At 39.6% G+C, this 26,293-nt stretch carries 30 protein-coding genes; 17 read left to right on the top strand and 13 right to left on the bottom strand.

The annotated features are described in order from the left end of the window. Positions 1 to 18 precede the first annotated feature (18 nt). On the bottom strand, positions 19 to 1,125 hold the full coding sequence (locus LCL91_RS13660; protein WP_224883160.1) for a diguanylate cyclase: 1,107 nt from the start codon (positions 1,123 to 1,125) through the stop codon (positions 19 to 21). A 209-nt stretch (positions 1,126 to 1,334) separates the two neighbouring features. Here LCL91_RS13660 and LCL91_RS13655 point away from each other — a divergent pair, with 209 nt between their 5' ends. Continuing rightward, positions 1,335 to 1,835: a carboxymuconolactone decarboxylase family protein gene (locus LCL91_RS13655; RefSeq protein ID WP_224883158.1), complete on the top strand. Its 501-nt coding sequence runs from the start codon at positions 1,335 to 1,337 to the stop codon at positions 1,833 to 1,835. An 88-nt stretch (positions 1,836 to 1,923) separates the two neighbouring features. On the opposite strand, the gene LCL91_RS13650 is transcribed toward LCL91_RS13655, so the two are convergent. Beyond that, positions 1,924 to 3,675: an N-acetylmuramoyl-L-alanine amidase gene (locus LCL91_RS13650; RefSeq protein ID WP_224883156.1), complete on the bottom strand. Its 1,752-nt coding sequence runs from the start codon at positions 3,673 to 3,675 to the stop codon at positions 1,924 to 1,926. Positions 3,676 to 4,216: 541 nt separating this feature from the next. On the opposite strand from LCL91_RS13650, the gene abc-f reads away from it, so the two are divergent. Beyond that, positions 4,217 to 5,887, top strand: coding sequence for a ribosomal protection-like ABC-F family protein (abc-f, locus tag LCL91_RS13645; RefSeq protein ID WP_224883154.1), 1,671 nt, complete (start codon positions 4,217 to 4,219; stop codon positions 5,885 to 5,887). Here abc-f and LCL91_RS13640 read toward each other — a convergent pair. Then, complete coding sequence (locus tag LCL91_RS13640; protein WP_098442379.1) at positions 5,884 to 6,066, bottom strand: hypothetical protein; 183 nt, start codon at positions 6,064 to 6,066, stop codon at positions 5,884 to 5,886. The two genes, abc-f and LCL91_RS13640, sit on opposite strands and share 4 nt — an antisense overlap. 122 nt (positions 6,067 to 6,188) lie before the next feature. On the opposite strand from LCL91_RS13640, the gene LCL91_RS13635 reads away from it, so the two are divergent. Further along, complete coding sequence (locus LCL91_RS13635; RefSeq protein WP_255640035.1) at positions 6,189 to 6,920, top strand: MOSC domain-containing protein; 732 nt, start codon at positions 6,189 to 6,191, stop codon at positions 6,918 to 6,920. 280 nt (positions 6,921 to 7,200) lie between these two features. Beyond that, positions 7,201 to 8,895: a M3 family oligoendopeptidase gene (locus LCL91_RS13630; RefSeq protein WP_224883152.1), complete on the top strand. Its 1,695-nt coding sequence runs from the start codon at positions 7,201 to 7,203 to the stop codon at positions 8,893 to 8,895. A gap of 78 nt (positions 8,896 to 8,973) precedes the next feature. On the opposite strand, the gene LCL91_RS13625 is transcribed toward LCL91_RS13630, so the two are convergent. Then, a complete protein-coding gene (locus LCL91_RS13625; RefSeq protein WP_224883150.1) occupies positions 8,974 to 9,255 on the bottom strand; it encodes a hypothetical protein in 282 nt (93 codons plus the stop codon). Positions 9,256 to 9,414: 159 nt separating this feature from the next. Between LCL91_RS13625 and LCL91_RS13620 the strand changes: the two genes are divergently transcribed. From LCL91_RS13620 to LCL91_RS13610, 3 genes are all read left to right on the top strand, one after another. Next, complete coding sequence (locus LCL91_RS13620) at positions 9,415 to 10,077, top strand: hypothetical protein (RefSeq protein WP_224883148.1); 663 nt, start codon at positions 9,415 to 9,417, stop codon at positions 10,075 to 10,077. A gap of 222 nt (positions 10,078 to 10,299) precedes the next feature. Then, positions 10,300 to 10,788 carry an NUDIX domain-containing protein gene (locus tag LCL91_RS13615; RefSeq protein WP_224883146.1) on the top strand — a complete coding sequence of 163 codons (489 nt, stop codon included), beginning with the start codon at positions 10,300 to 10,302 and terminating at the stop codon, positions 10,786 to 10,788. Positions 10,789 to 10,800: 12 nt separating this feature from the next. After that, entirely contained in the window at positions 10,801 to 11,205 is a 405-nt protein-coding gene (locus LCL91_RS13610; RefSeq protein ID WP_224883144.1) for a GNAT family N-acetyltransferase, read from the top strand. Between the two features lie 26 nt (positions 11,206 to 11,231). On the opposite strand, the gene LCL91_RS13605 is transcribed toward LCL91_RS13610, so the two are convergent. After that, positions 11,232 to 11,822 carry a DedA family protein gene (locus LCL91_RS13605; RefSeq protein WP_224883142.1) on the bottom strand — a complete coding sequence of 197 codons (591 nt, stop codon included), beginning with the start codon at positions 11,820 to 11,822 and terminating at the stop codon, positions 11,232 to 11,234. A 208-nt stretch (positions 11,823 to 12,030) separates the two neighbouring features. Between LCL91_RS13605 and LCL91_RS13600 the strand changes: the two genes are divergently transcribed. The 3 genes from LCL91_RS13600 to LCL91_RS13590 all read left to right on the top strand — a co-directional run bounded on the left by LCL91_RS13600 (position 12,031) and on the right by LCL91_RS13590 (position 13,593). Continuing rightward, positions 12,031 to 12,801: a hypothetical protein gene (locus LCL91_RS13600; protein WP_224883140.1), complete on the top strand. Its 771-nt coding sequence runs from the start codon at positions 12,031 to 12,033 to the stop codon at positions 12,799 to 12,801. Positions 12,802 to 12,889: 88 nt separating this feature from the next. After that, positions 12,890 to 13,396, top strand: a complete 507-nt coding sequence (locus LCL91_RS13595) for a GNAT family N-acetyltransferase (RefSeq protein WP_224883138.1) — start codon at positions 12,890 to 12,892, stop codon at positions 13,394 to 13,396. Between the two features lie 41 nt (positions 13,397 to 13,437). Further along, positions 13,438 to 13,593, top strand: a complete 156-nt coding sequence (locus LCL91_RS13590; protein ID WP_224883135.1) for a hypothetical protein — start codon at positions 13,438 to 13,440, stop codon at positions 13,591 to 13,593. A 28-nt stretch (positions 13,594 to 13,621) separates the two neighbouring features. On the opposite strand, the gene LCL91_RS13585 is transcribed toward LCL91_RS13590, so the two are convergent. Further along, positions 13,622 to 14,257 carry an FMN-dependent NADH-azoreductase gene (locus tag LCL91_RS13585; protein WP_224883133.1) on the bottom strand — a complete coding sequence of 212 codons (636 nt, stop codon included), beginning with the start codon at positions 14,255 to 14,257 and terminating at the stop codon, positions 13,622 to 13,624. Between the two features lie 91 nt (positions 14,258 to 14,348). Here LCL91_RS13585 and LCL91_RS13580 point away from each other — a divergent pair, with 91 nt between their 5' ends. The 3 genes from LCL91_RS13580 to LCL91_RS13570 are packed head-to-tail and all read left to right on the top strand — an operon-like array spanning position 14,349 to position 15,907. Further along, positions 14,349 to 14,936 carry a DNA-3-methyladenine glycosylase I gene (locus LCL91_RS13580; protein WP_224883131.1) on the top strand — a complete coding sequence of 196 codons (588 nt, stop codon included), beginning with the start codon at positions 14,349 to 14,351 and terminating at the stop codon, positions 14,934 to 14,936. Beyond that, positions 14,926 to 15,300 (top strand): DUF4937 domain-containing protein, encoded by a 375-nt coding sequence (locus LCL91_RS13575; protein WP_224883129.1) that lies wholly within the window; start codon positions 14,926 to 14,928, stop codon positions 15,298 to 15,300. The genes LCL91_RS13580 and LCL91_RS13575 overlap by 11 nt, the downstream gene beginning before the upstream one ends. 1 nt (position 15,301) lies before the next feature. Further along, the gene (locus LCL91_RS13570) at positions 15,302 to 15,907 is read left to right on the top strand and encodes an SGNH/GDSL hydrolase family protein (protein WP_224883127.1); all 606 of its coding nucleotides are present in this window, start codon (positions 15,302 to 15,304) and stop codon (positions 15,905 to 15,907) included. Between the two features lie 77 nt (positions 15,908 to 15,984). On the opposite strand, the gene LCL91_RS13565 is transcribed toward LCL91_RS13570, so the two are convergent. Together LCL91_RS13565 and LCL91_RS13560 are read right to left on the bottom strand one after the other, a co-directional pair. Further along, a complete protein-coding gene (locus LCL91_RS13565; RefSeq protein WP_224883125.1) occupies positions 15,985 to 16,602 on the bottom strand; it encodes an NUDIX hydrolase in 618 nt (205 codons plus the stop codon). Positions 16,603 to 16,671: 69 nt separating this feature from the next. Beyond that, positions 16,672 to 17,049 (bottom strand): thiol-disulfide oxidoreductase DCC family protein, encoded by a 378-nt coding sequence (locus tag LCL91_RS13560; protein WP_224883122.1) that lies wholly within the window; start codon positions 17,047 to 17,049, stop codon positions 16,672 to 16,674. A 146-nt stretch (positions 17,050 to 17,195) separates the two neighbouring features. Here LCL91_RS13560 and fabG point away from each other — a divergent pair, with 146 nt between their 5' ends. From fabG to LCL91_RS13545, 3 genes are all read left to right on the top strand, one after another. After that, entirely contained in the window at positions 17,196 to 17,960 is a 765-nt protein-coding gene (gene fabG, locus LCL91_RS13555; RefSeq protein ID WP_224883120.1) for a 3-oxoacyl-ACP reductase FabG, read from the top strand. A gap of 101 nt (positions 17,961 to 18,061) precedes the next feature. Next, positions 18,062 to 19,783, top strand: a complete 1,722-nt coding sequence (locus LCL91_RS13550; RefSeq protein WP_224883118.1) for a pyruvate oxidase — start codon at positions 18,062 to 18,064, stop codon at positions 19,781 to 19,783. Positions 19,784 to 19,848: 65 nt separating this feature from the next. After that, positions 19,849 to 20,235: a gamma-glutamylcyclotransferase family protein gene (locus tag LCL91_RS13545; protein WP_224883116.1), complete on the top strand. Its 387-nt coding sequence runs from the start codon at positions 19,849 to 19,851 to the stop codon at positions 20,233 to 20,235. 57 nt (positions 20,236 to 20,292) lie between these two features. Here the strand turns inward: LCL91_RS13545 and LCL91_RS13540 are convergent, their stop codons facing one another. Then, the gene (locus LCL91_RS13540; protein WP_224883114.1) at positions 20,293 to 20,892 is read right to left on the bottom strand and encodes a hypothetical protein; all 600 of its coding nucleotides are present in this window, start codon (positions 20,890 to 20,892) and stop codon (positions 20,293 to 20,295) included. A gap of 294 nt (positions 20,893 to 21,186) precedes the next feature. Further along, a complete protein-coding gene (locus tag LCL91_RS13535) occupies positions 21,187 to 22,074 on the bottom strand; it encodes a DMT family transporter (protein ID WP_224883112.1) in 888 nt (295 codons plus the stop codon). A gap of 239 nt (positions 22,075 to 22,313) precedes the next feature. Here LCL91_RS13535 and LCL91_RS13530 point away from each other — a divergent pair, with 239 nt between their 5' ends. Then, positions 22,314 to 23,138, top strand: coding sequence for a DUF368 domain-containing protein (locus LCL91_RS13530; RefSeq protein ID WP_224883110.1), 825 nt, complete (start codon positions 22,314 to 22,316; stop codon positions 23,136 to 23,138). Between the two features lie 38 nt (positions 23,139 to 23,176). On the opposite strand, the gene LCL91_RS13525 is transcribed toward LCL91_RS13530, so the two are convergent. From LCL91_RS13525 to LCL91_RS13515, 3 genes are read right to left on the bottom strand one after another with little or no spacing between them, the layout of a single operon-like run. After that, on the bottom strand, positions 23,177 to 23,632 hold the full coding sequence (locus LCL91_RS13525) for a GtrA family protein (RefSeq protein WP_224883107.1): 456 nt from the start codon (positions 23,630 to 23,632) through the stop codon (positions 23,177 to 23,179). 21 nt (positions 23,633 to 23,653) lie between these two features. After that, entirely contained in the window at positions 23,654 to 24,796 is a 1,143-nt protein-coding gene (locus LCL91_RS13520; protein ID WP_224883105.1) for a glycosyltransferase family 4 protein, read from the bottom strand. 31 nt (positions 24,797 to 24,827) lie between these two features. Next, complete coding sequence (locus tag LCL91_RS13515) at positions 24,828 to 25,976, bottom strand: NAD-dependent epimerase/dehydratase family protein (RefSeq protein ID WP_224883103.1); 1,149 nt, start codon at positions 25,974 to 25,976, stop codon at positions 24,828 to 24,830. Between the last annotated feature and the right edge of the window lie 317 nt (positions 25,977 to 26,293).

Here is a 26,293-nt window from a genome sequence, read left to right as displayed (position 1 = left end):
AGGCCCCTTTTTTAGATATTAATAAACTTTTACTGTTTGTTCATTCGAATAGATGCGATTCCGTCCACTTCGTTTGGCTTGATAAAGGGCTTCATCGGCTTCACGATAAAGCTGGGAAGGAGTTGGAACCGTTTCTGGAAAAGTACTAGCACCGATTGAAGCTGTGATATGAATGCTTATATCCTTCGTAATCATAAACGAATTTTCCTCGATTATGGCTCGCACACGTTCTCCAATCTCTAATGCCTCTCTATTGGAACAATCACCTAGTAAGATGGTGAATTCTTCTCCACCATTTCGAGATACAACATCGTTCAATCTGGCAGCACTTCTTAGCGTCTTACCAAACTGTTTTAACACGATATCTCCAGCTGCGTGGCCATATGTATCATTCACTTTCTTAAAATGATCGATATCAATGACTAGAAGTGATAATGGCTTGTTCTCGTCCGTAGCTGCAGCTTGTACCGCGCGATTTAACGCTTCATCAAAGCTTCTAACATTATTTAATCCAGTCAAAGGATCGATGGTGGCACTTTTTTTGTATTCTCTAAAGAGATAATTTATTTTTCGTAAGTGCTCTGTTGTATAGATCGCCATCAATCCTGTTACGATTGAGGTAACCCAATAAAGAACATTGATTTCACTGAATAAGCTTTTTATATCAAGTAAAAAGTATACAATCATCAGACTGAAGATAACGTTTGAGTAAATGAGCATCCAAATCGCTTTGATTAGAATCGGAATTTCCCATTTTCTAAATAAAAGATAACCTAAGTAAAGTGACGTTAACAAACTAAGCGATACAAAGGAAGAAAGGTTAATACCAATCAAAAACCGTGTCACTTGAATCACAACAAGAGCGATAAATCCAGGCAAAGCGCCTCCGTAAAGTGTTACAAGTAGAAGGGGGATGTGTCTTAAATCAACGATTGTTGTTGCATCCACTTGGATGCTATAGATCATAAGGAAGATCCCAATCAATCCTGCATATAATCCACTAAAAATTTTTCTTTTTATTGAAGAAGTTGGCGCCAGGTTCTCGTCTCTATAAAACTGATAATAAATAAAGAGTAGCGCTAGCATAATCATCATATTTACGAAAAAGTCGTGCATTAACTGCATGCGTCTACACCTCGAATTCTGTGGTGATCTTTTCGACTTTATTTTACCATTATCGCTAAATATCGTGGGTTATTAATTTTTCTTTTCTAGATGGAATTTAAACGATACATAGATTTCAGTATAGAACTTTACCATTTTGAAGAAGGAATAAGAGTGAAAGAACAAGTTGATATGATATGGTTAGGTAAAGTAAAGAAAGGATGATCGAAATGCCCTGGATTAAACCTGCCAAACAATCAGATATAAAGGAGCTTGATATCTACGAAGACCTTGAACACCCCGTTCCTGTATTTAATCGACTGATTGCGAAAAGTCCTGATGTTTTTTCAGCGTTTATGCCTTTAGCTGCAGCTGTTAAAGCAGGTGTTTTAAATGAATTTGAAACAGAAGCCGTTGTGGTTTTTGTATCTCATTTAAATGGGTGTGAATTTTGTTATACCGGACATGGAAATTTGTTAAAAGAAATTAGTGGTGATGAGTCAATTCTCGAAGAGCTTCATAACTATAAAAGCTCTAATGCCTTTGAGCGTCATTTGAAAAGTATTCTAAGCTATGCAGAGAAACTTGTTGCGAATCCAAAGAGCTTGGAGAAAGCGGATCTAGAGAAACTAAAAGAGCACGGCTATAGTGAAAAGGAAATCGTTGAAATTAATCAACTGATTGCCTATACATCGTATACAAATCAAACGTCGATTGGTCTTGGGTTATAAATGATAATTTCACTGACGGATAACACCAGATGTGATTTAAAAACGAAAAAGGACCTTCCTAAATAATTGGAGGGTCCTTTTCAAACCGTTATTTCGTTTTATAATAATCTAATACCCCTTGATAAATGCCTTCAGCAAGTTCTTCTCTATACTCTTGTGTAAGAAGAAGCTTGTATTCTTCATTATTCGTTAAGAAACCGACTTCGACAAGAACACTTGCCATCTTTGATTCTCGAATTACGGAGAAGCTCTGGTTCTTTACGCCACGATTATTTGCTTCTGTTACTTCAATTAATCGTTTTTGAATGCTTTCTGCAAGAGCTTTACTTTCCGCTGAGCTATATTTATCGTACCAATACGTTTCAATTCCATGAGCTGCTTCACTCGCTGCATTTGTATGCACGCTAATAAACGCATCGGCATTTAAGTTATTGGCGATAGTTGAACGCTCTCTTAGCTCTAAGAACGTATCATCTCTTCTCGTCATAACAACGTTCGCTCCAGCTGACTTAAGTTTTTTCTCGAGATAAAGCGAAACATCAAGGTTGATGTCTTTTTCTAATAGTTTGCCATTGCTTGCACCAGGATCATGATCTCCATGGCCAGCATCGACAACAATGGTTAAGTTGTTTAATGAGTCACTGCTTTGAAGGAGTAGGTAACCACTGTGAACATAAGCTACTTGACCCTGATACTTAATTTTTGCCCAATCTCCAGCATAACCGTAGATTGCAACTTCAGCATTACGTGGCAATGCTCCGATTTTTGTGCCATTCATTTCAGGACTTGTACGCACATTTAGGCTCGAAGCTGTAACAATACCTGTTTCTAAAACAACTTCTTCTACTTGTTCTTTCATTTTGTAAGAATTGACAATATTAGAAGAAAGAGCACCTTCACCACCTAGTACCATTAATGAAGAAGCATTTTGAAAGAGATACGTTTGAACATCTGTAATAGGTTTGACGTCGTGAGCCAAAACAACAGGTGCATCAAATTTCTCTGCTAAAGAAGCAGCTGCTACAGCATCAGGGTAATCTTCCTGATCGGCTAGTACGGAAGTTCCTCTTGCTAGAATGTAAGATGAGCTAGAGGCGAAGAAAGCTTCATTAACAGCAATGTTTGTTTGAAAACGATCTTTTCCCGAAAGACGGACAACTTTCTTGCCTTGTTGTTCTAATTGAGTACGTACATCTTCAGAGACTACAGAAGACCCACCAATTAAATAGACTGTCTTAATGCTCGAAGGAAGCTTAGGTGCTTTTGAAACAGTCGATAAATAAATAGGATAATGTTTAATAGCTGCTACGCTTGATGCTGAAAGAGAGTCCGCTACTTGCATGCCATTAACGATAATAGCTGTCGAAGTTTGATCAAGTTCAGCGGCTTGATTGATAGCGTTGGCCGTTTCAAAACGATCTGACCCTTTTAATCGGGACACGGTGTATTTTTGTTTTAATTGATTCTCAACATCTTGACTGATTGCTCCCATACCACCTAGAATGTAAATTTTTCTGGCTCCAAGTCGTTCTAGCTCTTTTGCAACGTTAGAATCAAGTTTTGTGGATCCAGTTAATAGGATAGGAGCTTGTTTCACACCGGCTAAACCAGAACTTGCTAGTGCATCGAAAGGCATATCAGCACGAGTTAGGATAACGGCTTTTTCTGCCGTTGTTAGCTTTCCAGGTGAAACTTTCTTAGAAATTTCAATTGCCGTTTCAATTCGATTTGCTCCACTAATACGTTCAACATCATTGCTTGCTGATGTTTTTTCTGGAAAACTTATTCCTGTAAAAATTAGAATTATGGCCATTATTAACGTAAAAAGCTTATTGCGCACGATGTGTATTCCCCCATATTTTGTTTGTCTATTTTTTATGTACACAGTGACCTCACATCAACGACTCCCATATCCTCCCTTCAAAATTAGTATCAAATGAAAAGTATTTCTTAACTATTTTTAATATCGGCCTCAAATACGAGAGATTATAGGGTCCTTTTGTACTAAAAACAGATAAAAATCGACGGGATTTGATAAAACTTCCCTTATACATTCAAATTAGTGGAATTTAACAGCATCACCATAAATATTGACATTATTTTGAGTTTTCTTTAAAATAATGACAACAAAAGACGAAGGGAATGGTTAAGAAGCGATGGAAAACTAATCTTATTTTTTCAGATCAACTTTCAATAAATGAAATTGAGATTCTGGAGAATAGGATTAGTCTGTCTTTTTTAGCCTTCCATGCTTGCTGAAATGTGCTACTTTTAGATGCATTCTTTTTAGCGTGCGTAGGTACATGGATTGACGGACCTCTCCAGACAATGGGGAGGTTTTTTACTCCCCCCATAAATGAAATGGAGAATGGGGAGATTCGATGAACGTTATGTCCATCAAAGGGTTGAAGAAAAATTTTAATGAAAATCGGCTATTTCAGCATGTCAATATCGATATCCATCAAGGTGAGCGGGTTGGTATCGTTGGGCCTAACGGTGCTGGCAAAACAACTTTGGCAAGAATGATTGTAAAAGAGATTGAGCCAGATGAAGGGACTATTTCATGTAAAGGAATAGTTGGTTACTTAAAGCAATCGATTGATCAAGAGGGGATGATTGAGAACCATAGAGTGGATAAGGATTCATTTGATTTCAAAAGAGAAAAGGAATTAGGGGTTCGTTCACTTAATGGAGAGGCGGAGAATCTAAGCGGTGGTGAAAAGTTAAAACTTGCGCTCACAAAAGTTTGGTCTACGAATCCGGATTTGTTGATTCTCGATGAACCGACAAATCATTTAGATGAAAAAGGTGTTAATTGGTTGATTCGGGAGCTTCATTCTTTTCAAGGAGCGGTTCTTGTTATTTCACACGATCGTTATTTTCTCGACGAAACCACTAGTCGAATCCTTGAAGTTGAAGGGGGTAAGATCAATGATTATCAAGGGAACTATTCCGCGTATCGAATTGAAAAGCAAAATCGATATGAAGAACAGCTTCATCACTATTCCGTACAACAAAGAGAAGTAAAGCGAATAGAAGAGCAGCTTGCTGGATTAACGAACTGGTCAGAAAAAGCACATCGGGAATCAACCAAACAAAATGGGTATAAGGAATATTACCGAATGAAGGCAAAGAAGATGGATCGCCAGGTAAAGTCAAAGCAAAAACGACTTGAGAAGGAACTACAGAAAAATAAATTAGAACAACCTGATCAGGAGAAAGAGATTCGATTTCAATTTCAGGAAAACCATTCACGTGGAAAACGAGTGTTAGAAGCGATGGATGCGGGCAAATGCTATGAGGAACGATGGTTATTTCGAAAAAGTTCTTTCTATATGAAGTATGGGGAACGAATTGGGATTGTTGGAGAAAATGGATGTGGGAAAACAACATTGCTACGTATATTGCTTGGATTGGAACGACCGAGCGAAGGAGAAGTGTGGAAAAGTCCTTCACTTAAGATCGGCTATCTTTCTCAAGATGTCCATGATCTTCCGGGAGATAAGACTCCTCTTAACGTATTAAATGTAGTTACCAAGGAAGAAATCTTTCAGGTAAAATCGATTTTGGCTTCGATGGGAATGGAGAGAGTAAACGCCACAATTAACCAACTTAGTCTTGGAGAACGGACAAAACTTAAGCTAACGCGTATGCTGATGAACAAATATGATCTATTAATCCTTGATGAGCCGACAAATCATTTGGATTTGCCTTCACGAGAGCAGTTGGAGTCTACCCTTCAATCCTTTAAAGGGAGTTTACTTATTGTGTCACATGATGTGTACTTTATGGAAAAGATGTGTGATCGGTTGTTAGTGTTTGAAGATCAAAGAGTGAAAAGGGTTGAAATGAACTTATCTGATTTTCGAAGTCGAATGAAAGAAAAAAGCTCTTTAGCTTCTTCAAAAAAAGACGAAGAACAAAAGATGCTTTTAGATAACGAAATTTCTGCGCTAATTAGTGAGATTAGTTTACTTCTTCCTGGTGATGAGAAGTTAGCTGATCTCGATAGTAGACTTAAGATATTAGTTGAGAAAAAGAGATTACTTTAGACGTCTTCTACTGCAAAGAAGCGTTCCACTGAATACAAATCTGCTTTTGGATGATTACGAAGTAAGACATAGCCTTCACGCTGTGCTTCTTCAAAATTATCGTACTCATCTTCTGAATGAAAGATTGCTCGCCGTCTTTCGTTATAGAGGGTAATGGAGTAGTATTCTTTAATTTCCATTTATCTCTCTCCTTTTTCCTTTGTTTCTACTAGTTCTATGCAAATCTCTTGTTGTTTATACTAGACTTATAGAAAAAATGCATTTTATTCTTTTGGGTTATACTAAGGAGAGATAGGAGCTGATGACAATTCAAATTGGCACACTAAGTGAAATCATGCGTCATCCTGTGAAATCAATGACAGGTGAAGCCGTTACAGAGACAATGGTCATGAACTATGGACTTTATGGTGATCGAAGTCACGTCATTTTAGATGAGAAGCAATCGTTTTTAACAATTACACAGTTTCCATCACTCGTGCGCTATCAAGCATCGTTCAGTGCACATGAATCACTAGATGGGTATCCTGAACCAGTTATTGTGACACCAGAGGGAGTAACAGTTAAATGGTCGGACTCAACCTGGCTAAAAGAACTAGAAACAAAAACGTCGAAACAGTTAACAAAAAAAGTTTACCATCCTGAACACGTTCCGATCGGACCGATTGAGGAAGAACATCTACTGATTCTAACTGACGCTTCTCTTCAGGCATTAGAGGAGTCATGGGGAAAACAAACGGATCAACGGCGATTTCGACCAAACTTGAAACTTAACTTATTTGAGAAAACGCCATTTGTAGAACAAGCGTGGGAAGGGAAATATTTGAGAATTGGGAAAGAGGTACTCATTCAATTCACAAAGCCCTGTGAACGGTGTATGATCATCACGGTTGACCCTAAAACAGGAGAAAAACAGCCTGAATTATTGAAGAAAATTGCGCAAGAACACGAGAATTTTTTTGGAATGTATGCTCGAGTCATTCAAGCTGGAAATATTAGCACGAATGACAAAGTGTTGCTCCTAGATGAAGTATGAAAAATATCTGGTAAATATTCTTAAAAACATTTTTGGGTTTTTATGTTAGAAATAATGCTGAGCAGGGTACAAGCAAGGATGGAGCCCCGTCTTTGGATGGGATGCTTCGATTTCCACACAGGAGGGGTCCCATCCACGGGGTGGGGTCCCATTTTTGTGTTTTGATTTTATACATATTTAAAAGCGGTCGTCCTTTGAGAATGATCTCGAGGCATGGGCTGTCTGAAAATTCTGTGGTAAACTATGGAATGGTACATAAAGCATCTTAAGGGGGAAGCTGATGAGTACGTTTTACGTTGAAAAGTATGATTTTACAAATCCATCTAAACTTGAAGAGGAGTTTAAATCTCTTCTCGATCAGCCACTTCATTCTGCTGATGAATTAGAGAAGTGGATCTTGCGTATATCTGAATTAATGGATGGCGTCGCAGAAGGACTTGCTGGCCATTATATTGATTTCCAGTGCCACAGTAACAGTGAAGAAGCAAAAAAAGCGATCGAGCACGATCAAGAATACATTGAACCGATGATAAAGCGGTATGAAGGTGAATTTGATAAGAAGTTTCAAAGCTCACCCCATAGACTAGAGTTAAACCAGAACTATTACAAGCAATTTCTACTTCGAAAAGAAAACGCGATGGCGCTTTTTAATGAAGAAAATATTGATTTAGAAGTTGAAGAAGATCGCATCGTCAATCGTTATTTTGAACATACCGGTTCTCTTTCGTTTAACTGGAACGGTGAAGAGAAAACGTTAAGCGAAATGTTTCTCATGATGCAAGACGGAGATCGCTCCATTCGAAAAAGCGCAATGGAAAAAATCTTTCAAACGTTATTAACCAAAAAGGAAGATTTACAAGGAATTATGGATGAGCTGATTCAGCTGCGCCAGAAAAAAGCAGAAAATGTAAATCTTGATAATTACCGAGATTATATGTTTAAGAAATATGAGCGTTTTGATTATACACCAGAAGATTGTAAGGCTCTTGCAGAAGCTGTGCGAAAGCATGTTGTGCCTTTAAAGGAAAAGTTGCAGAAAAAGCACCAGCAAGAGCTTGGTATTGAGACATATAAACCGTGGGATACGAGAGCTGTTCCAAAAGAGAAGTTGCCGCTTCGCCCTTTTAATCAAATTGAGGAGCTGATTGAAGGAACATCTACTATTTTTGATCAGCTATCCCCACGCTTCTCTTATCTTTTAAACGAGATGAATGGGAAGGGAGCTCTTGATCTTGAAAGCCGTAAAGGAAAGGCTCAAGGCGGTTTTTGTGAGTACTTACCAGTTTCGGAGCTTTCGTTTATTTTTATGAACAGTACAAAATCACAGGATGACTTCATAACGCTTCTTCATGAGATGGGTCACTGCATTCATAATGATTTTAAGCGAAATCAAATGCTATCTGCTTATCAAGAGACGCCGATGGAGTCTGCTGAACTTGCAAGTATGACAATGGAACTTCTTACGATGGACTACTGGAATCTGATGTATACGGATGAAAAAGAACTGCTTCGAGCTAAAAAAGACCAGCTTGAAGGCTTAATTCTCTTTCTACCAAGTGGAATTGTGGTGGATCAGTTCCAACATTGGATGTATGAGAATCCGAATCATACGAGCAAAGAACGAAGTGAAAAATACATGGAGCTCTCACGCACGTATGATTCTTCCTATGTCGATTGGACAGGGCAAGAAGAATGGATTCAAAATAATTGGCAGTTAATTCTCCATATCTTTGAAGTGCCTTTCTATTATATTGAATATGTCATCGCACAACTTGGCGCTATTCAGATGTATCGTCAGTATCGTGAAAATCCTGAGCAAACACTTGAGAATTACAACCGTGCCTTATCACTTGGAAGCTCTGTTTCATTAACTGAAGTATATGCAGCAGCTGGGATTCACTTTGACTTTTCCGAAACAATGATCAAAGGGTTAATGGACTTTATTTTGATCGAGCTCGATTCATTAGCTGAATAAAACAGGAAAGCCTCTCTCTTAAAATAATAGGAGGGAGGCTTTTTGATGGTTATATTAACCTGAAATGAGGCTTTCTAACTAATTGTCATTAATTGTCCATACTTTACAGCTAGGGCACTGAATGATCTCAAATCGATCTTTTTTAAGTTCATCCATCCACTCTTCCCACGAGTCATGCTCTGGAGACATTTCTAGCGTTTTAACGGTTTGCAACTCATCTCCATCGCTATTTGTACAGGTACATTCTACGATCGCGAGGTTAGAATCTTGATAGTCTTGTTCTTTTGTATTTTCAACGGACCAGTTAATTAATCTCTGATCAGTTGGACGGCGTTCTTTATAATGGGTGCGGGTTAACATTAAATCACTCCTTCTACTGTAAAGTCAGGTTCTTTACCTCATTAGCGAAATAGCCTATGATGGAAATAACATTTTTCACTATTCTGCATGTTCGAAATTGACATGGAGCATCCTTTTCCTAGTCCGTTAAAACTGATATCCACTTAAGGAGGGATACACTTGTCAGAAAAAGAGCTTTACAATGCAGTTGTCCTCTCAGAGTCGCTGTATTTTAGCGACATCTTTCAAAAGGTGCTCGCTCAGCACAACATTGTTCAAGAAGAGCGTACTCGGCTGACAGATTACACGTACAAGAACACGTTTCGAAAAGGGAAATCCATCCTTACCTCTTACTATTTTGCCAACCACGAAGTAATGTTTGTTCAGGCAAGTGAACTCTATTCCTTATTTGTTATTGCGCTGGACTCTGTGATTGAAGGCATCACTGGAATGGAGATTTATTTGGAAGAATCAAAGCAAGAAAGCAGCCTTATCCGAATGGAAAAACGGATCATAAATGAAAAAGGAAAATGTGAAACGTTCCCCTACATGCAACTCTATGGACAGGAACTATGGCATTCTCCCGCGTTTTTGTTAGCGAATCGGGAGGGATTGCTTCAGCTTCGCGAAGCGATTGATGTCGCTCTGCAAAACGGTGAGTATCGACATGTGACAAGTTCTTCAGAAGGTGATGGATATGATCTCTTGATTAAAAGAATCGAAGAAGATGTCGAATGGTCTCGTGTGGAAACACCATATACGGGTCTTTCTAATAAAGAAGAAGGCACGATAAAACCTTCCGATCTATTTAGTCAGTATCGAACCATTCTTGAAGAAGAATAATTGTTTCTAACGCAGAGCATTCTTGCCCCGGGTGCTGCTGCGCTTTTTTGTTCAGTCCATTTTGCGCTCTTCCTCCTTTACGAACTACACATACTCCATCCTTCTCTTAATGATGTTACCCGCTTTTGCAAAAAAAATTCCTCAAAGGATCATAGGCTCATATAAGAGAATGGTATATACTGTCATCATAGAACAAACTTAACCTTCATAGAGGGGGAGAAAATGACAACAATCAATGCAACATTACTATCCATGGTTATTTTACATAATGAAGAAACAGATGAGGTTCTTTTGTTAGATCGTCCTCCTGAAGCCGGGTTTCCAGGTTATATTGGACCTGGTGGTAAAATAGAGCTTACAGAAAGTTTTACTGAAGGCGCTGTGAGAGAGCTTTATGAAGAAACGGGTTTCATTGTTCATCCAATCGACCTTATTTTTAAAGGGATTGATGAATTTATCATTCCAGAAGAGAACTACCGCTATATTGTCTTCAATTATGTCGCCCATTCTTTCTCTGGCTCTCCTCATGAAAGGCCTCCTGAAGGGAAATTACACTGGGTAAAGAGAAGCGCTGCTACCGAACTTCCAATGCAAAATTGGTTTCAGGAAAGATTTCCGAAGTTCTTTGAAGAGGGGACTTTTGAAGTTTCGATAGAATATGAGAAACATAGTGAAATACCAGTAAAGCTAACGAGAAGAACGCTTGGATAAGGAGGAGCACAAGTGATTCAAAGAAATGATAAAGCAAGAGAGTTCATTCAAAATAAAGTGGTTGAATATAACGGAGAAAGACTTTCTGAAAGTGTGAAATCTCCTCTTGAAAAAGTAGCCTATGTAATAGAAGAGCGTGAAGTAATTGGCGGCATCTCTGGAACACTGTTCTGGCAACATCTTCATATCGATTTCTTATGGGTGGAAGAGAAAATGAGAGGATTTGGTTACGGTAGGAAACTACTTCAACAATTTGAAAGCCTAGCAGAAGAAAAGGGCTGCAGACTGATTTTACTCGATTCTTTTAGTTTTCAGGCACCAGGTTTTTATTTAAAAGAAGGATATGAAATTTGCGGGAAAGTTGAAAATCACCCTGAAGGACATACCCAGTATTTTTTACAAAAAAGACTTCGTTGAGTACAGATGGATTAAGAAGTGAACACTTAGCGGCGCCTTTTCAAAAGGAGGAGGCAGCAATAGCTTACGAGAAAGAATCCTGCACCAATGCTGACAGGAAGCGTATAGGTTCTTGCAACAGAATGGATATGTATCCAATTTTCACCGAGTTGCAAGCCCATATAGATAAATAGAACGGACCAGGGAATCATGGCTAAAATCGTATAAATCGAGAATCGCAGTAGTGACATTTTGGCAATACCTGCAGGAATCGAAATCGCGTGGCGAACAACGGGAATAAATCGGGCTGTAAAAATGACACCGACGCCATTCCTTTCAAACCAGGTTTCGGCGAGCGTAAGGTGTTTTTGAGATATGAATAGAAACTTCCCGTAGCGCTCTAAGAATGACCGCCCACCATAGCGCCCGAGCCAGTATAAAAAAAGTTGTGCGATTGTACCACCAACCGTTCCCGCTATAACGGCACCGATGAAGTGGATGGTTCCTTCAGAAACCATATACCCACCATACGCAAGCACAAGCTCACTTGGAATAATTTCGACCATAAGTGCTAGCGCTATTCCAAGATAACCAAGCTGGAGTAGCCAGTCTAAACAGTGATAAATAAACGCTGTCATAACCCAAAACTCCTTTCATGGACAAACTGTTCACCTTAAGCTTATTTTTTATGATGAGAAGTTAGACCTGAAAACTAGTTACCGTCGTATAATAAAGGTTGGTTCCGAATAAATATAGAACCCGGAATGTAAGCACTCCGGGTAAAGTTCGTTCTTATGAAAGAATGACAATCGATTAGAGAGGTGAAAGGTAAGGATGTTAACATCCATGAAGAAATTTCTAGCGACATTAGATCAGCCAATGCAAGCGAAAACGGGGAAAGAAAAAGCTTTAACCGTCCTTTCCATTATTGGATTTATCTTATTATTATATCTTGTAGCTTTCTCTCCGTTTATGTTCAGACTATTTATCACGTGTCTTAGCGTTGGCGTATCGTTATATGTGATAAAAAAAATTCATGATTTTGATCGAGTCCTAAAAGGTGAAAAAGCAGAACAGCCTGCTCCTTCATCTAACGAGGCTAATCAGCTTTCGTTTTCCCTTGAACAGCCGGAGGCAGATTCCAGCGAGGAAGCAGAAAAGGAACGTGAGCTTGAACAGATCAATAGTGATAAGACGATGCTATTTGAAGAACTGTTATCAAAAGCAGATCTCGATGAAATAGAGAAAGAATCGTACCGAAATCGCATGCAGCAAAAGGAATCAGAAAGTCACCGTATTGTGCAAGAGGTGTTACTCTTTAAAGATAAAATCCAGAAAGCTGTCATTGATAAGAAGGGGCTTTTCATTAAGGAAACACCTGATATGAAATTAGTTGCTGAATTAATAGGTTTAGAGTCAGTTGAATCAAGTTCTTTTGTGGAATTAAATGAAGAACTTCGTCTCATTTATAATGAGATTCCAGAAGCGAAACGCACGATTCTAATCGAATATGAAATGGTGAACGAAGACTTTGAGTTAACACGATTAGGGTATAAAGAGCTCATGAAAGAAGTAAGAAAGCTCGAAAAGAAAACGAGACAAGTAGTAGAACAGTAAGCAAAAACGTGTATGAGCGCTCATACACGTTTTTCTTATGATAAGCTTTAGAAGATGAATGGATTTTACAAGAAATGAGGAAATGCATATGTACATTAGACAAATAAGTCCTGATGATGCGGCAGCGTTTGTAGAGCTGTTGCGAGAAGTTGAACAGGATGCGTCGTTTATGCTTTTTGAAAGTGGCGAAAGAAAGACGACGATAGAAGAACAGCGGGAGCGCATTATAAAAATGGAGCGAGACCGTCATTCGAGAATTTTTGTAGCTGAACGTTCTGGTGAATTAATTGGTTACTTAATCGCGATTGGTGGACAGGCGAAGCGAAACAACCATTCGGTTTACCTGGTGATTGGAATCCGAAAAAAGGATCAGGGGCAGGGAGTTGGTTCCGCTTTATTTAATGAGCTAGAAAAATGGGCGAATGAACAGAAAATTCATCGTCTCGAATTAAATGTTGTGACGCGAAATGAAGCCGGCTTAGCTCTTTATCGAAAAGCTGGATTTGAAGTAGAGGGTTTGAAGCGTCATTCATTGGTCATTGATGACGAGTATGTTGATGAATATTATATGTCAAAGCTATTAGCTCATAATTAAATCGTTCTTCATCCATACTACAAATGGAAGGAGGCGATGATATGTTTGATCATACAAAGCATATTCCGCTTGAAGGCATTCCGGGGGAATTTACGATGAGCGATGAATCTCAACAAAATGAAGAAGTGGCTGAGATGAGTTTTCCCTTTGATTACAGCTTGATGATTCCGCTCGATCATACGATAAGGAAAGAGTAAAAAAGCGCATTTGCGCTTTTTTTGTTGGTTAAAAATTTTCGGCAGCCTGACGAGCTTCATCCATTGCTTTTTTCTTAATTTCTTCCGCTTTCTCGGGCATTTGCGCCATTCCTTCTGCAATCACAGATTCCACAGACGGGATACCAAGGAATCCAAGGACGGCATGTAAATACCGATCTCCAAATTCCATCTCTTTTGCTGGACCTTCTGAATAGATGCCGCCTCGCGCTTGGATGTGTAAGGCTTTCTTGTCCGTTAATAAGCCGACTGGTCCTTCATCTGTATACTTGAATGTCTTTCCAGCAATGGCTACGGTATCAATATAGGCTTTTAATTTAGGCGGAAAGCTAAAATTCCAGAATGGCGTTACAAAGACATATTTATCTGCTGCGATAAATTGATTTGTAAGGTCGTTGATTTTACTCACTTTTAACTGTTCGTCGCCCGATAGCTGATCAAAACCATTTCCCTGCTGGAGCTTGCCCCAACCGTTAAAAACGTCCGTATCAATATAAGGGAGATCAATGTTATAGAGATCTAGCTTTAGAACATCATCATTCGGATTTTTTTCTTGGTAGGCTTCAAGGAAAACTTCCCCTATACTTAAACTAAAGGATTCTTTTACTGGTTTCGGATTTACAGTAATATAAAGTACTTTGGCCATAACGCTCATCTCCTTTGTTTTCGCCACTTAGTATGGCTTCCGAAAGAAAAAGTATTCAAAGCGATGAGGTTCATTAACTGGAGGTGGAAAAATGATAAACCGATGCGCGTGGGTTAGTGAAGAAGAGATTTATAAAGCGTATCATGATCACGAATGGGGTGTGCCTGTTCATGATGATCAGAAACTTTTTGAAATGCTGATTTTAGAAGGAGCGCAGGCAGGATTAAGCTGGATTACGATCTTGAAAAGAAGAGAGAATTATCGAGAGGCATTTGATCAATTTAATGTACAGAAAGTAGCAGCTTATGGTGAGGATAAAATACAAGAATTGCTCATGAATGAAGGGATCATTCGTAATAAGCTGAAAGTGCGTGGAACTGTAAAGAATGCGAAAGCCTTTCTAAATATTCAAGAGGAGTTTGGAAGTTTTTCATCGTACATATGGGCGTTTACAGAAAACACTCCAATCCTTAATAATTGGAAAAGAATCGAAGAGGTTCCTGCTGAAACCGAACTAAGCAAGAGGATAAGTAAAGACTTGAAAAAGCGCGGTTTTACGTTTGTTGGTCCTGTTATTCTTTATAGTTTCATGCAAGCGGTTGGGATTGTGAATGATCATACGACGGACTGCTTCAGGCATCACAATGCGATGGAAAAGGCTGAACACGATGTTGATTAAAAAAATGATCTGTCATGTAAAGGAAGAGATGAGAGAAACGTTTTCATCTGGACAAGAGCGCTGGTATGGAGTGTGTGATTGTAAAGGATTTTTAGCTCAATTTGGTGGCTGGTCAGACAAAAATGTTGCGATGATTATTGGCTTTTGGAAAGATCCTCAATTGTATGCTCGGTTTATGAGTGAAGAGCATGACGCGATCTATATAAAAACAAATCAACGAGATTGTATCAAATCAATTGAGGTTCAGGTCGAGGAGATTGATGTAAGAGATATCAATAACTATGCGACTAAGTGGCTAAATGAGCAAAATAGTGCCATCCATAGAAAATGGACGATTACAACGGATAGCCTGGAGGGCTCGTAGAATGAAACAAAAGTGGTTGTTCGTAGGAGATAGCATCACCGATTCAGGTAGAAACCAGGACTCAGAAGGACTTGGGTATGGATATGTGAGAATGATTCGAGATGGGATGATAAAAAAATACGATGTTGAAATGATAAATAAAGGGGTGAGCGGTGATCGCATTACAGATCTTGAAGAAAGATGGAATCAAGATGTTCTCGCGCTTCAACCTAATGTTGTGTCGATTTCAATTGGCATCAATGATGTATGGAGACAGCTTGATCACCCTGAAATGGATCAGGTGACGCCAGAGGATTTTAAAAAGATCTATGATGAGTTAGTAGAGAAAGTTAACTCATTAGGAGCAAAATGTATTCTAATGGAGCCAACAATTATAGAAGAAAGAATTGATTCGATCGGCAATCAGAAACTTCTCCCATATGTAAAGATCGTTCGTCAGTTAGCTGAAAAATATGATGCGGTATTGGTGCCAACTCATACTGCTTTTTTAGAAGCACTCCAAAAAGGGAAGAAGACATTCACAACGGATGGTGTGCATATGACTGAGGCGGGCAATCAGCTAATGGCGAAAACCTGGCTAGATACGTGTGTAGATAGGTTGCTTTAACAGCTAAATTAAAATTCCAGGAATTTCAAAAGGCTCTGTTTAAAATGAACAGAGCCTTTTTGAGAAAAATCATAAAGTTAATCAAAAACAGGACCGTGCGCTGGATCGTTATGTAACGCAAAAAGCATTTCGATTTGTGATTCTGTGATTCTCCCTGTTGATAAAGGAGGAAGTTCATGTTGAGCAAAAAAACCACAATCACTTGTTTCGTTGCTTTCAGCTGCGCTTCCACCGATCAGGTCACACGCAATCATCACCTTATAAATATGATAAGGCGATGGGGGATGAGGGTGTTGCTTATGGTCAAGGACAGCTAGAAGCCTTCTAGCTTCTACTTCATAACCTGACTCTTCCTGAACTTCTTTCACCGCTACTTCGCCAGGTGTGAAGCCGACGTCACCCCACCCGCCTGGAAGAGACCACTTACCATCAGCTTTCTCCTTTACAAACAGCAGTTTTCCTTCATGAAAAACGACCGCTCGCACGTCTACTTTAGGCGTTTGATAGCCCGTCTCATTTGTGAAAAGCTGCTGAATGGTTTTCATATCGTATTCTGTATATGTTTCCATCATTTCAGCACTTAGCTGCCGAAGCTCAAGGTAGCGTTCATAATCATAGTGATCCTGCGTATAAGTTAATCCAGCTTGAGCGATGGATTGTATTTGCTTCGCCCAAGTAAGCCATTTCTCTTCCATATACTTTACATCCTTTCAACCATAACCTCAGTTCATTCTATCAAATGGTAGAACGGACTGTCAGAAAAATTATTCAAAACGTGGCTCTGGATAGCGGCCGAACCATTCATAGCGGTTTTTTGAAAACCAAATGTAGAAAGGTGAGCCAAGCTTATCAATAAAAGGTAAATAAAGTAGTAGGGCAAGCGGTGCTGTAACAGGAAGCGCCATTAACAGGCGTCTTACGCTATAAAATCCGGCATGAAGGTTTCCAGATGATGTTAACATATGAATCTCATCATACATCCGTTTATGACGAAATTGCATATACGGATAGTCTCCTGGATGTTTTTCAATTTCCTGAACCGGTATCCAATCAATCTTATTAAACCAGTCTAATTTACGAAGTGATTTTTTGACGTAAAAACAAAATGGACATTCAGCATCATAAAAAACGAGATGTTTCATCGCGATAGCCTCCAATATAAAAATTCATTCTTCTATTCTTTTCACTTATTATCACTGTTTTAAACAGGATGGAAACAGTTGACAGAAAATTTTAATATTATTATAGTCTAATTAGATTAAAAAGAAAACGCTTACGGGAGTGGTGATTGGTGAAAAGACTTGAAGGAAGAGTGGCATACATAACAGGTGGAAGTAAGGGGATTGGTGCAAGTATCGCAGAAACATTCGCAAGTGAAGGGGCAAAGGTTTACCTTGCCGATGTAAATGAAGAAGCGTTATCCATAACGGGTAAGGATTTAGAAGAGAAAGGTTATTCAGTCATGACAGGCATTGTTGACGTTACGGACCGGGACCAGGTAGAAACTAGCATGAAAGAAGCGGCGGAAGCTTATGGCTCAATTGATATTCTTGTAAATAACGCCGGAGTTATTCGCGATAATTTATTATTTAAGATGACCGATGAAGACTGGATGACGGTCATGCAGGTACACCTTACTGGAAGTTTCTATGCATCTAGGGCTGCCCAAAAATATATGGTCGATCAAGGATATGGGCGGATTATTAGTCTTTCCTCAACGTCGGCGCTCGGAAATCGGGGTCAAACAAATTATGCAGCCGCTAAGGCAGGTATTCAGGGGTTAACCAAAACGCTCTCACTTGAGCTCGGTAAATATGGCATTACGGCTAATGCCATTGCACCAGGGTTCATTGAAACTGATATGACAAAAGCAACGGCCGAGCGTCTCGGGGTTGAGTTTGACCAGTTTATTGAATACAACAAAAAGCAGATTCCGGTAGCTAGAACGGGAAGGCCTGAAGATATTGCGAATGCTGCCCTCTTTTTTGCAGATGAGAACTCGTCCTTTGTTAGTGGACAGGTTCTTTACGTAGCGGGTGGACCAAGAGCATAGCACAACCTAATCTACCGCTTTATTTTTTCCTGCTGACGTTTCACCGATTCTATAGAGGGGTACTTTCCCATTATGGATAAGGAAACAGAGGAGGAGTCATGATGTTTGATAAAAATGCTGGTGAGATACTATTAAATACACTATCTGAATGGGGAGTAGACCATGTGTATGGTTTGCCGGGAGATTCCATTAACCATTTTGTAGAGAATTTACGTAATGCTCAAGATCGTATGAAGTTCATTCAGGTGCGTCATGAAGAGGTAGGTGCACTTGCAGCAGCGTCGTATGCGAAAATAACTGGTAAAATTGGTGTCTGTCTTTCCATTGCAGGACCAGGAGCTGTTCATTTGATGAATGGTCTTTATGATGCAAAAGCTGACGGTGCTCCTGTGCTTGTGATTGCTGGACAGGTTGCAAGCGATCAGCTTGGAATGGATCAATTCCAGGAAATTAACCTTGAACGCATGTTTGATGATGTATCGGTGTTTAATAGACGGGTAGAAACAGCAGCATCACTACCTGACCTTACGCATCAAGCGATACGAACAGCAGTTGAGAAAAAAGGTGTAGCCATCCTTACAATCCCAGATGATCTTGCTGCTGAAAAGGTGAAACAAAAAGTAGAGAATACGTCTCTCATTCGTTCAAAAGCTGTCGTTCATCCTCATGACTCCAATTTAAATGAAGCTGTTGCTCTTTTAAACGAAGCAAAGAGACCGGTCATTCTAGCCGGAAAAGGTTCGAAGCATGCAAGGGAAGAACTGCTAGGTTTTGCCGAAAAAGCAGGCGCTCCGGTTATTTTAAGTTTGCCTGGTAAAGGTGCTATTCCGGATGTTCATCCGTATAACCTGGGGCAGCTTGGCCAGATTGGTACGAAGCCTGCATATGAAGCAATGGAAGAAACCGATTTGCTTATTATGGTGGGAACGTCATTCCCATATCGTGATTATCTACCAGATAAAGCGAAAGCCATTCAAATTGATATTGATCCGACGCAAATCGGGAAACGCTACCCTGTTACAGTCGGGTTAATTGGTGATGCGAAATGGACGCTATCCTATTTAACGCAGCATACAAGCTACCAGGATGACCGTGATTTTATTGAGAAATGCCAGGAAAATATGAAAAACTGGTGGTCTCATCTTGAAAAAATTGAAGGTGAGCAGTCCACACCGATTAAGCCACAACAAGTGATGCCTCAGCTACAAAAAGTATTGGATGATGATGCCGTTCTTTCTATTGACGTAGGGAACGTGACGGTATGGTCAGCAAGGCATTTACGCGTGACGAATCAGAAGTTTATCATTTCCTCATGGATGGCAACGATGGGGTGCGGACTCCCAGGAGCGATTGCTGGTAAACTTGCTCATCCAGATCGTCAAGCCGTTGCGATTTGTGGGGACGGCGGATTTACAATGGTGATGCAAGATTTCTTAACCGCTGTAAAGTATAAGCTACCGATGATTGTTGTCGTTTTAAACAATGAGCGTCTAGGTATGATTAAGTATGAACAGCAGGAAATTGGAAACATTGATTATGAAACGGAATTGAAAGACTTTAACTTTGCCGCATTTGCTGAAACGGCTGGTGGTGAAGGTTATCGTGTTGAGAAGTATGAAGAATTATTGCCTGCCTTTGAACGAGCGGCAAAATCGACAAAGCCAGTTATTGTGGATGTGGTGATTGAAGAGCAGCCGCCACTTCCTGGTAAAATTACTTACGAACAAGCAGCAAGTTATTCAAAATACATGTTGAAAAAAGCATTTGAAGAACAGGAAATTGATATGCCACCGTTGAAAAAAGCATTAAAGCGAATTTTTTAATGAGAAAATACTAGAAAGCCCGCTGATTGGCGGGCTTTTTGTGATAGATAAAAGGAGTGAGAATGATGTATCTCGTCTTTTGCTATGGAACCTTACGATCAGGCGAAAGCAATCATGCGGTTATAAAAGAGGCGACTTTAATAGAAAGTTTCAGCTGGACAAATGGACAACTGTATGACACAAGGGATGGTTATCCTGCTTTGATACAGAACGAGGATGGTACTGTATATGGAGAAGTCTATGAAGTGGATGATCAGTTACTAGAGAAAATCAATCTACTTGAAGGTTATCAGGAAGGGCGAGATTACAATTTGTATGAGCAGGTGATGCAGATAATTGAAAGTAATCAGGGAAGTTATGAGGCGATTACGTATATGATGAGGAAGCCTGAGAGGCGATTTATGGAAATCCCAGGTGGGGACTGGGTAACGTATCGCAATAGGAAAGGGTGATCTCTTGCAACCAAAAAAAGCACACCTCCAAAACTGGAGCGTATGCTTTCGAAAGAGTTAATCGGTCAATATCATATATTCTTCTGGAATGTGAAGCGTTGTTTCATAATAGAACTGATCAGAATAACGTTCTGAAATCGGTTTTTCGATCATTTTGTAGGTAAGGTAGGCTTGTTGAATTGGTTCTTTCACAATCGTTGATTCGACGATTTTTTGCTGTTTTTCGCCTGTATCTGTAATCGTATCTAGCTTTATCCAAATAGAATGATGATCATCGCTTACATAGTGAGATTCAATGCCTTCTTTTTCCTCAGGTGTTTGCAAAAGCTGTGAAAAGTCTTCTACCTTTTCGTTATGCTCTTCGAGGGAATTCAGATAAGGGGATAGGGTGTTTTCTTTCCAATGAGCTTTATCCGCTGAAAAATCATAGCTGTTGATGGTAAAAGATAAGTAGCCTATGATGATCAAAATAAGGGCAAGTGAGGCTCCTTGATAGATAGCATTTAAACGCGATAGTGATTTTTGATTTTGTATAAGATGAACCATGAATATTAACCCCACAATGATCCACAATACATCAGATATGATCGTGAGGGGTGCATCTGATAATTTTTCGACTTCGTTGTATTTTTCAATGACTTGGTTGATCGTAGGCATATTCATTTTCCTCCATGATATCAAATAGCTAATCGATGAGAACACTTTGTCGCTTCAATGACGACTTGCTCATTGTAACAATAAATGGGAGGGTTCATCCATATAAATTGAGAAATATCGTATAGTAGGAGGAGGCTTACTATCTTGAACACAAATTCGTATATAAGCATCATCAGCTCCAATCTTATACGAGTTTCCCACTAGTAGATCGTGCGTCTATTTGTTAATAGGTGAAGAATTGCAAAAAGAGCGCTAAACACATGGAGACGTTTAGCGCTCTTTTTAATGACTTCATTAATGAGATGTTTGCAGGTCTCTCTTTTTAAGCTTTTTTGCCTCATGGTTGTTACGTAGAAACATATAAAATGAGGCTGAGAAAATAATGATATAGCCAATAATACTCCATGCATCAGGAATTTGTCCGAATAGAACGATACTGATTAAAGCAGAGTAAACGACTGTTGAGTAGAAGAAAATCGAAATCTCACGAGCTGGCGCAAACTTATAGGCAACGGTAAGGCCGAATTGGCCAAGCGTAGCGAACACACCTGCTAGTAGAAGATAGATCAGCTGCTTCGTTTCCATTGGTTCATAGAACATAATCACGAAAGGTAACAAAACAACGGTTGAGAAGAATGAGAAATAGAAGACAACCGTATAGAATTTCTCACGTTGTCCAAGCACCCTTAGAACGGTATAGGCGCCGGCAGCGAAAATAGCAGAAAGTAGTCCAGAAATATACGGGATCGTTTCCACCGAGAATTGAGGCTTGATAATCAATAGCGTACCGATGAAAGCAATGATGATGGCAACGATCTGGAAACGTCTCGCTTTTTCTTTTAAGAAAAGAGCAGAGAAGATAATTAATAAGAAAGGACTTAGCTTATTGAGCATGTCGGCATCAGATAGAACGAGATGATCGATCGCGTAAAAATAGAAGATGATTCCTAGCGTTCCAAGAGCGGAGCGCAGTAAAAGAAACTTCTGGTTTTCTTTTTTACCGAATAGCCTTTCTTTGTAGTACATCACAAAACCAAATGAAATGATGGCAGAGACACCATTTCGAAACATCGTTTTTTGAATCGTTGGTACGTCACCTGATAGCTTTACAAACGCAGCCATCATGGCAAAACCAAAAGATGATATTAGTAATAGGATAATTCCTTTATTTCGATCACTCATCTAATTCCTCCAGTGTGTGTAAATCACTTCTATCACTTTACTGCAAACCAATCGTCTATTTCAACTGCCAGGCTTTAATTAAGAAATGTCACAAAATTGATTCATCCTTTTCGGAAGGAGATGTGGCATAGTAAATGATAGCGAACATTTTTCTGCGAAATAGAAGAACGTTCGGTTAACAAAAGGTGAGATTTGGGTAAAGTAGGAACGAGACAGATAGCAAAAGGAGAAACGTGAACATGTTTGTTTGGCGAAATATTTATCGAGGTTTATTAATGGGTGTTAGTGATCTGATCCCTGGTGTTAGTGGTGGAACGATCGCGATGGTGCTTGGCATTTATCGTAGGTTAATTAGTGGGATCAATGGGTTAATGAGTAAGAATTGGAAAAAAGAACTCGGCTTTTTTATTCCCCTTCTATTAGGAGTAGGACTCGCGTTACTGCTCGTAAGCCAGCTTATGGAAAAGCTTCTTGAACATTATCCTCAGCCAACGTTCTTTTTCTTTATCGGCCTAATTATTGGGGTAGTGCCTTTTCTATTAAGAAAAGTGGATTATAAGAAAAATTTCGAGTCTTTCCATTATGGATTGTTACTTGTGGCGGCAATTCTAATTGCTTCCACGCTCTTTCTAAAGGGCGATGGATCAGGAGAGATAATGAAATCATTAGACATGGTCGATTATATCATTCTGTTCTTCTCAGGATGGTTAGCTAGTACAGCGATGATTCTCCCTGGAGTAAGCGGCTCTTTTGTTCTTTTATTATTAGGATCGTATCAAACCGTTATACATGGTCTTTCTTCGTTCAATATTCCTCTTCTATTAACAGTGGGTGCTGGAATCATTATTGGATTGAGCTTAACGGGGAAAGTAATTGCTCATTTACTCTCCAAATATACCGTCTCCACTTATGCGGTTATGATTGGATTAGTCATCGGATCGGTTGTCGTCTTATACCCAGGTTTTCAGTCTGATGTAGGACTTGCCATGGTAAGTATAGCAACGTTACTCCTAGGATTAGGGGCAGCTATGGCTCTTGGAAAAATTGAGCATAAGGAAGCATAATAAAAACCGCAGGAGTTTCCTGCGGTTTTTTGTGAAGCTCATTGTTTCTCTTGCTTTGGCTTTGTACGTGGAAACACGAGATGTTTCATCATAAAGAAGCTTGAAGCAGAAGAGAGCAGCATAGCGAGTCCCTTTGAAATGTTGCGTTCAATGTAGCGGGGAAGTGAAATCCATTCAAAAATGAGAAGCGCTCCATAAAAGACCAGGTTACTAATCCCAAGAGCGATCACGGCCTGGGCGAGAAACAGAAGCACTTGTTTCCGATCATGAATTGCTTTGGAGGGAAACGTTAGCTTCGCATTCCAAAAATAGCTGTTGATGATCGCAAGGACATATGAAATTGTGTTATACATAATCAGTTGGATTCGATCATCTGTAGGAAAGAACAGCATGAGCAGATTTAAAGCCCCAATGTCAACAAGTGCATTCATAACACCAATTGCACTAAAGCTCATTACCTGTTTTGAACCCCTTCCAATTCGCCTCTGCTTCATAGACTCAACCTTCTATCATTTCTATTGGATCGCTTGTTGCTGCTTTTCTTGTTTCAGTTCAATAGCAGACTCATAGAAATCAAGTAGCTGCTGGGCAGGCCCACGCCATCCGTAATCTCTAGAATGCTCGTACGCTTCTTTCGACATTTTTTCTAATAACCCTGACTCTTGAAGGCGATTAATGACTTCAGTCAGGTTACCGTTAGCACCGGAACGATAGAGCAGACCAGTTGAACCATCTTCAACTTGTTCGTTCGTAGGACCTGATTCTGCGGCTATGACGGGAAGACCGCTTGCCATCGCTTCAAGAATAACAAGTCCTAATGTTTCCGTTGTTGAAGGAAACATAAAGGCGTCTGCAGAAGCATAAGCCTTTGCAAGCTCTTCTCCGTGTAGAAAACCAGTGAAGGTCACGTTATCTAGATGACCAAAATTCTTTTCAAGTTCACTTCGATAAGGTCCATCCCCAACAATCGCGAGATGAGCATCTGGCTTTTGCTCAAGCATCGGTACAAGTGAATCGATTTCTTTTTCGAACGCTAATCTTCCGACAAAAAGAAGAAGGGTTTTATCTGGATGATCATTTGATAAACGGCGTCGCATGTCGCTGTCACGCAGTTCAGGATTAAATCGCTCGGTATCTACGCCACGCTTCCATAAATGCATATTATAGAAATTTTGATCATTTAACTCTTCTAAGATAGCTTGTGATGTACAAAGGTTAATATCCGCTTTATTGTGCATTCTTCTGAAGTGCCACCAGAGGAGAGGTTCCGACCATGACATATTGTAGTAATCGGCGTATTTTGGCACGTGAGTATGGTAAGAGGCGATAAGGGGGACGCCAAGTTTCTTACCATACTTAATACCTGAATATCCCATAAAAGCGGGGTTAACGACGTGAACGAGATCAGGATCAAACTCTTCTAGATACGTTTTAATCGTACGAGTAGGCATGCCAAATTTCCGATGTTTATAGAGAAAGAATGTACGAGGCTGAACTCCATCAAAGCGAATATTCCGATAGCTACGCACTCCTAAATCTGGCGCAATGACTTGGATTTCGTGTCCTTGATCAATTAAATAATCAATCGATGCACGAAGTCTCGTCACGACACCATCTGTTGAAGGTAGGAATGTCTCGGTTACGATGGATATTTTCATAAGAACACCTCAATTAGTAATTTGCATCCCCTTACTTCCACGTAATATTCGGAAGAACGTTTTCTTTCAGGACGCGATCTTTGTATTTAAGTGCTGTATCAAGTGTTCTCGAAATGTGTTCATCTGTTAGAAGAGATGGCTCAAGCCCAAGGTCAATTAAGCTCGTGTTCACTGCATGATAGTAGTGCTCTTCTTTCTCCACGCGCGGATTTTCAAGGTGATCAATGCTCACTTTAAGCCCTTTTGCTTCCGCAACACGCTGAACTTTCTCTGCAAGCTCGAGAACAGAAAATTCTTCTGTAAACTGATTGAAAACGCGGAATTCCCCTTTGTCAGCTGGGTTTTCTGCTGCGATTTCCACACAGCGGATCGTATCTTTAATGTTTAAGAACGCACGTGTTTGCTTACCAGATCCATACACGGTTAAGTTATGACCGATCGCAGCCTGGATAATGAAGCGATTGAGCGCTGTACCGAATACACCGTCATAATCAAGGCGGTTGATGAGGTCTTCGTCGTGCTCATCTTCGTCCGTATGAAGTCCATAAACAATTCCTTGATTTAAGTCTGTAGCGCGAATGCCCCAAATTTTGCAGGCAAACTGAATGTTATGGCTATCATGAACTTTTGATAAATGGTAGAACGATCCCGGTTGTTTCGGGAATGGAAGAACATCTTCTCGTCCTTTATGCTCGATTTTTATGTATCCTTCTTCAATATCTATGTTAGGCTGTCCGTATTCACCCATTGTGCCCAATTTAATCAGGTGACAATCAGGTGTTACTTCTTTAATCGCATAGAGAACGTTTAAGTTACCAACAACGTTGTTCGTTTGTGTAAACACGGCATGTTCACGATCGATCATCGAATAGGGTGCTGAGCGTTGTTCCGCAAAGTGAACAAAAGCTTCTGGCTGCACTTGTTTGAAGATCTCTTTTAAGAAATCATAGTGCATTAAATCACAATCATATACGGAGATATGCTTGCCTGTTTTTTCTTCCCATCGTTTCACACGATCTTCTAGCGGTAAGATCGGTGTTAATGAATTGGAACGTAGTTCGTCATCCCACTTTCGTCGAACCATGTTATCAACGATTGTTACATCATGGCCCTGTTTTGATAAGTAAAGTGCGGTTGGCCAACCACAGAAACCATCTCCGCCTGCTACAATAATTCTCATAGATTTTACCTCCATCACAATGGTCGATTTAGTTGTGAAATCCTTGCTTTATCAAGTATTTACGATAGCATTCATCAAGATTGCATTCAACTTAGGACATTCTAATTTACGAAAACTTTAAATGAATCTGTGAACGTATACCTCTTTCATTCCCTAAACAAAGTGCGGGTACACCTTTAAGTTTGCCTGAAACGCTTTATAAAAACAATTAATTAATTTAGAAAATTAAAAAGAATAAAATTGGAATATGTTAGAATGAAATAAAAAATGTGTAAATTACGTATTAATCTCATCATAACCCCTATACAAATAGTGCT

The organism is Guptibacillus hwajinpoensis (assembly GCF_020171785.1).
GTDB lineage: Bacteria > Bacillota > Bacilli > Bacillales > Guptibacillaceae > Guptibacillus > Guptibacillus sedimenti.
This window is presented reverse-complemented; position numbering and strand designations above follow the sequence as displayed.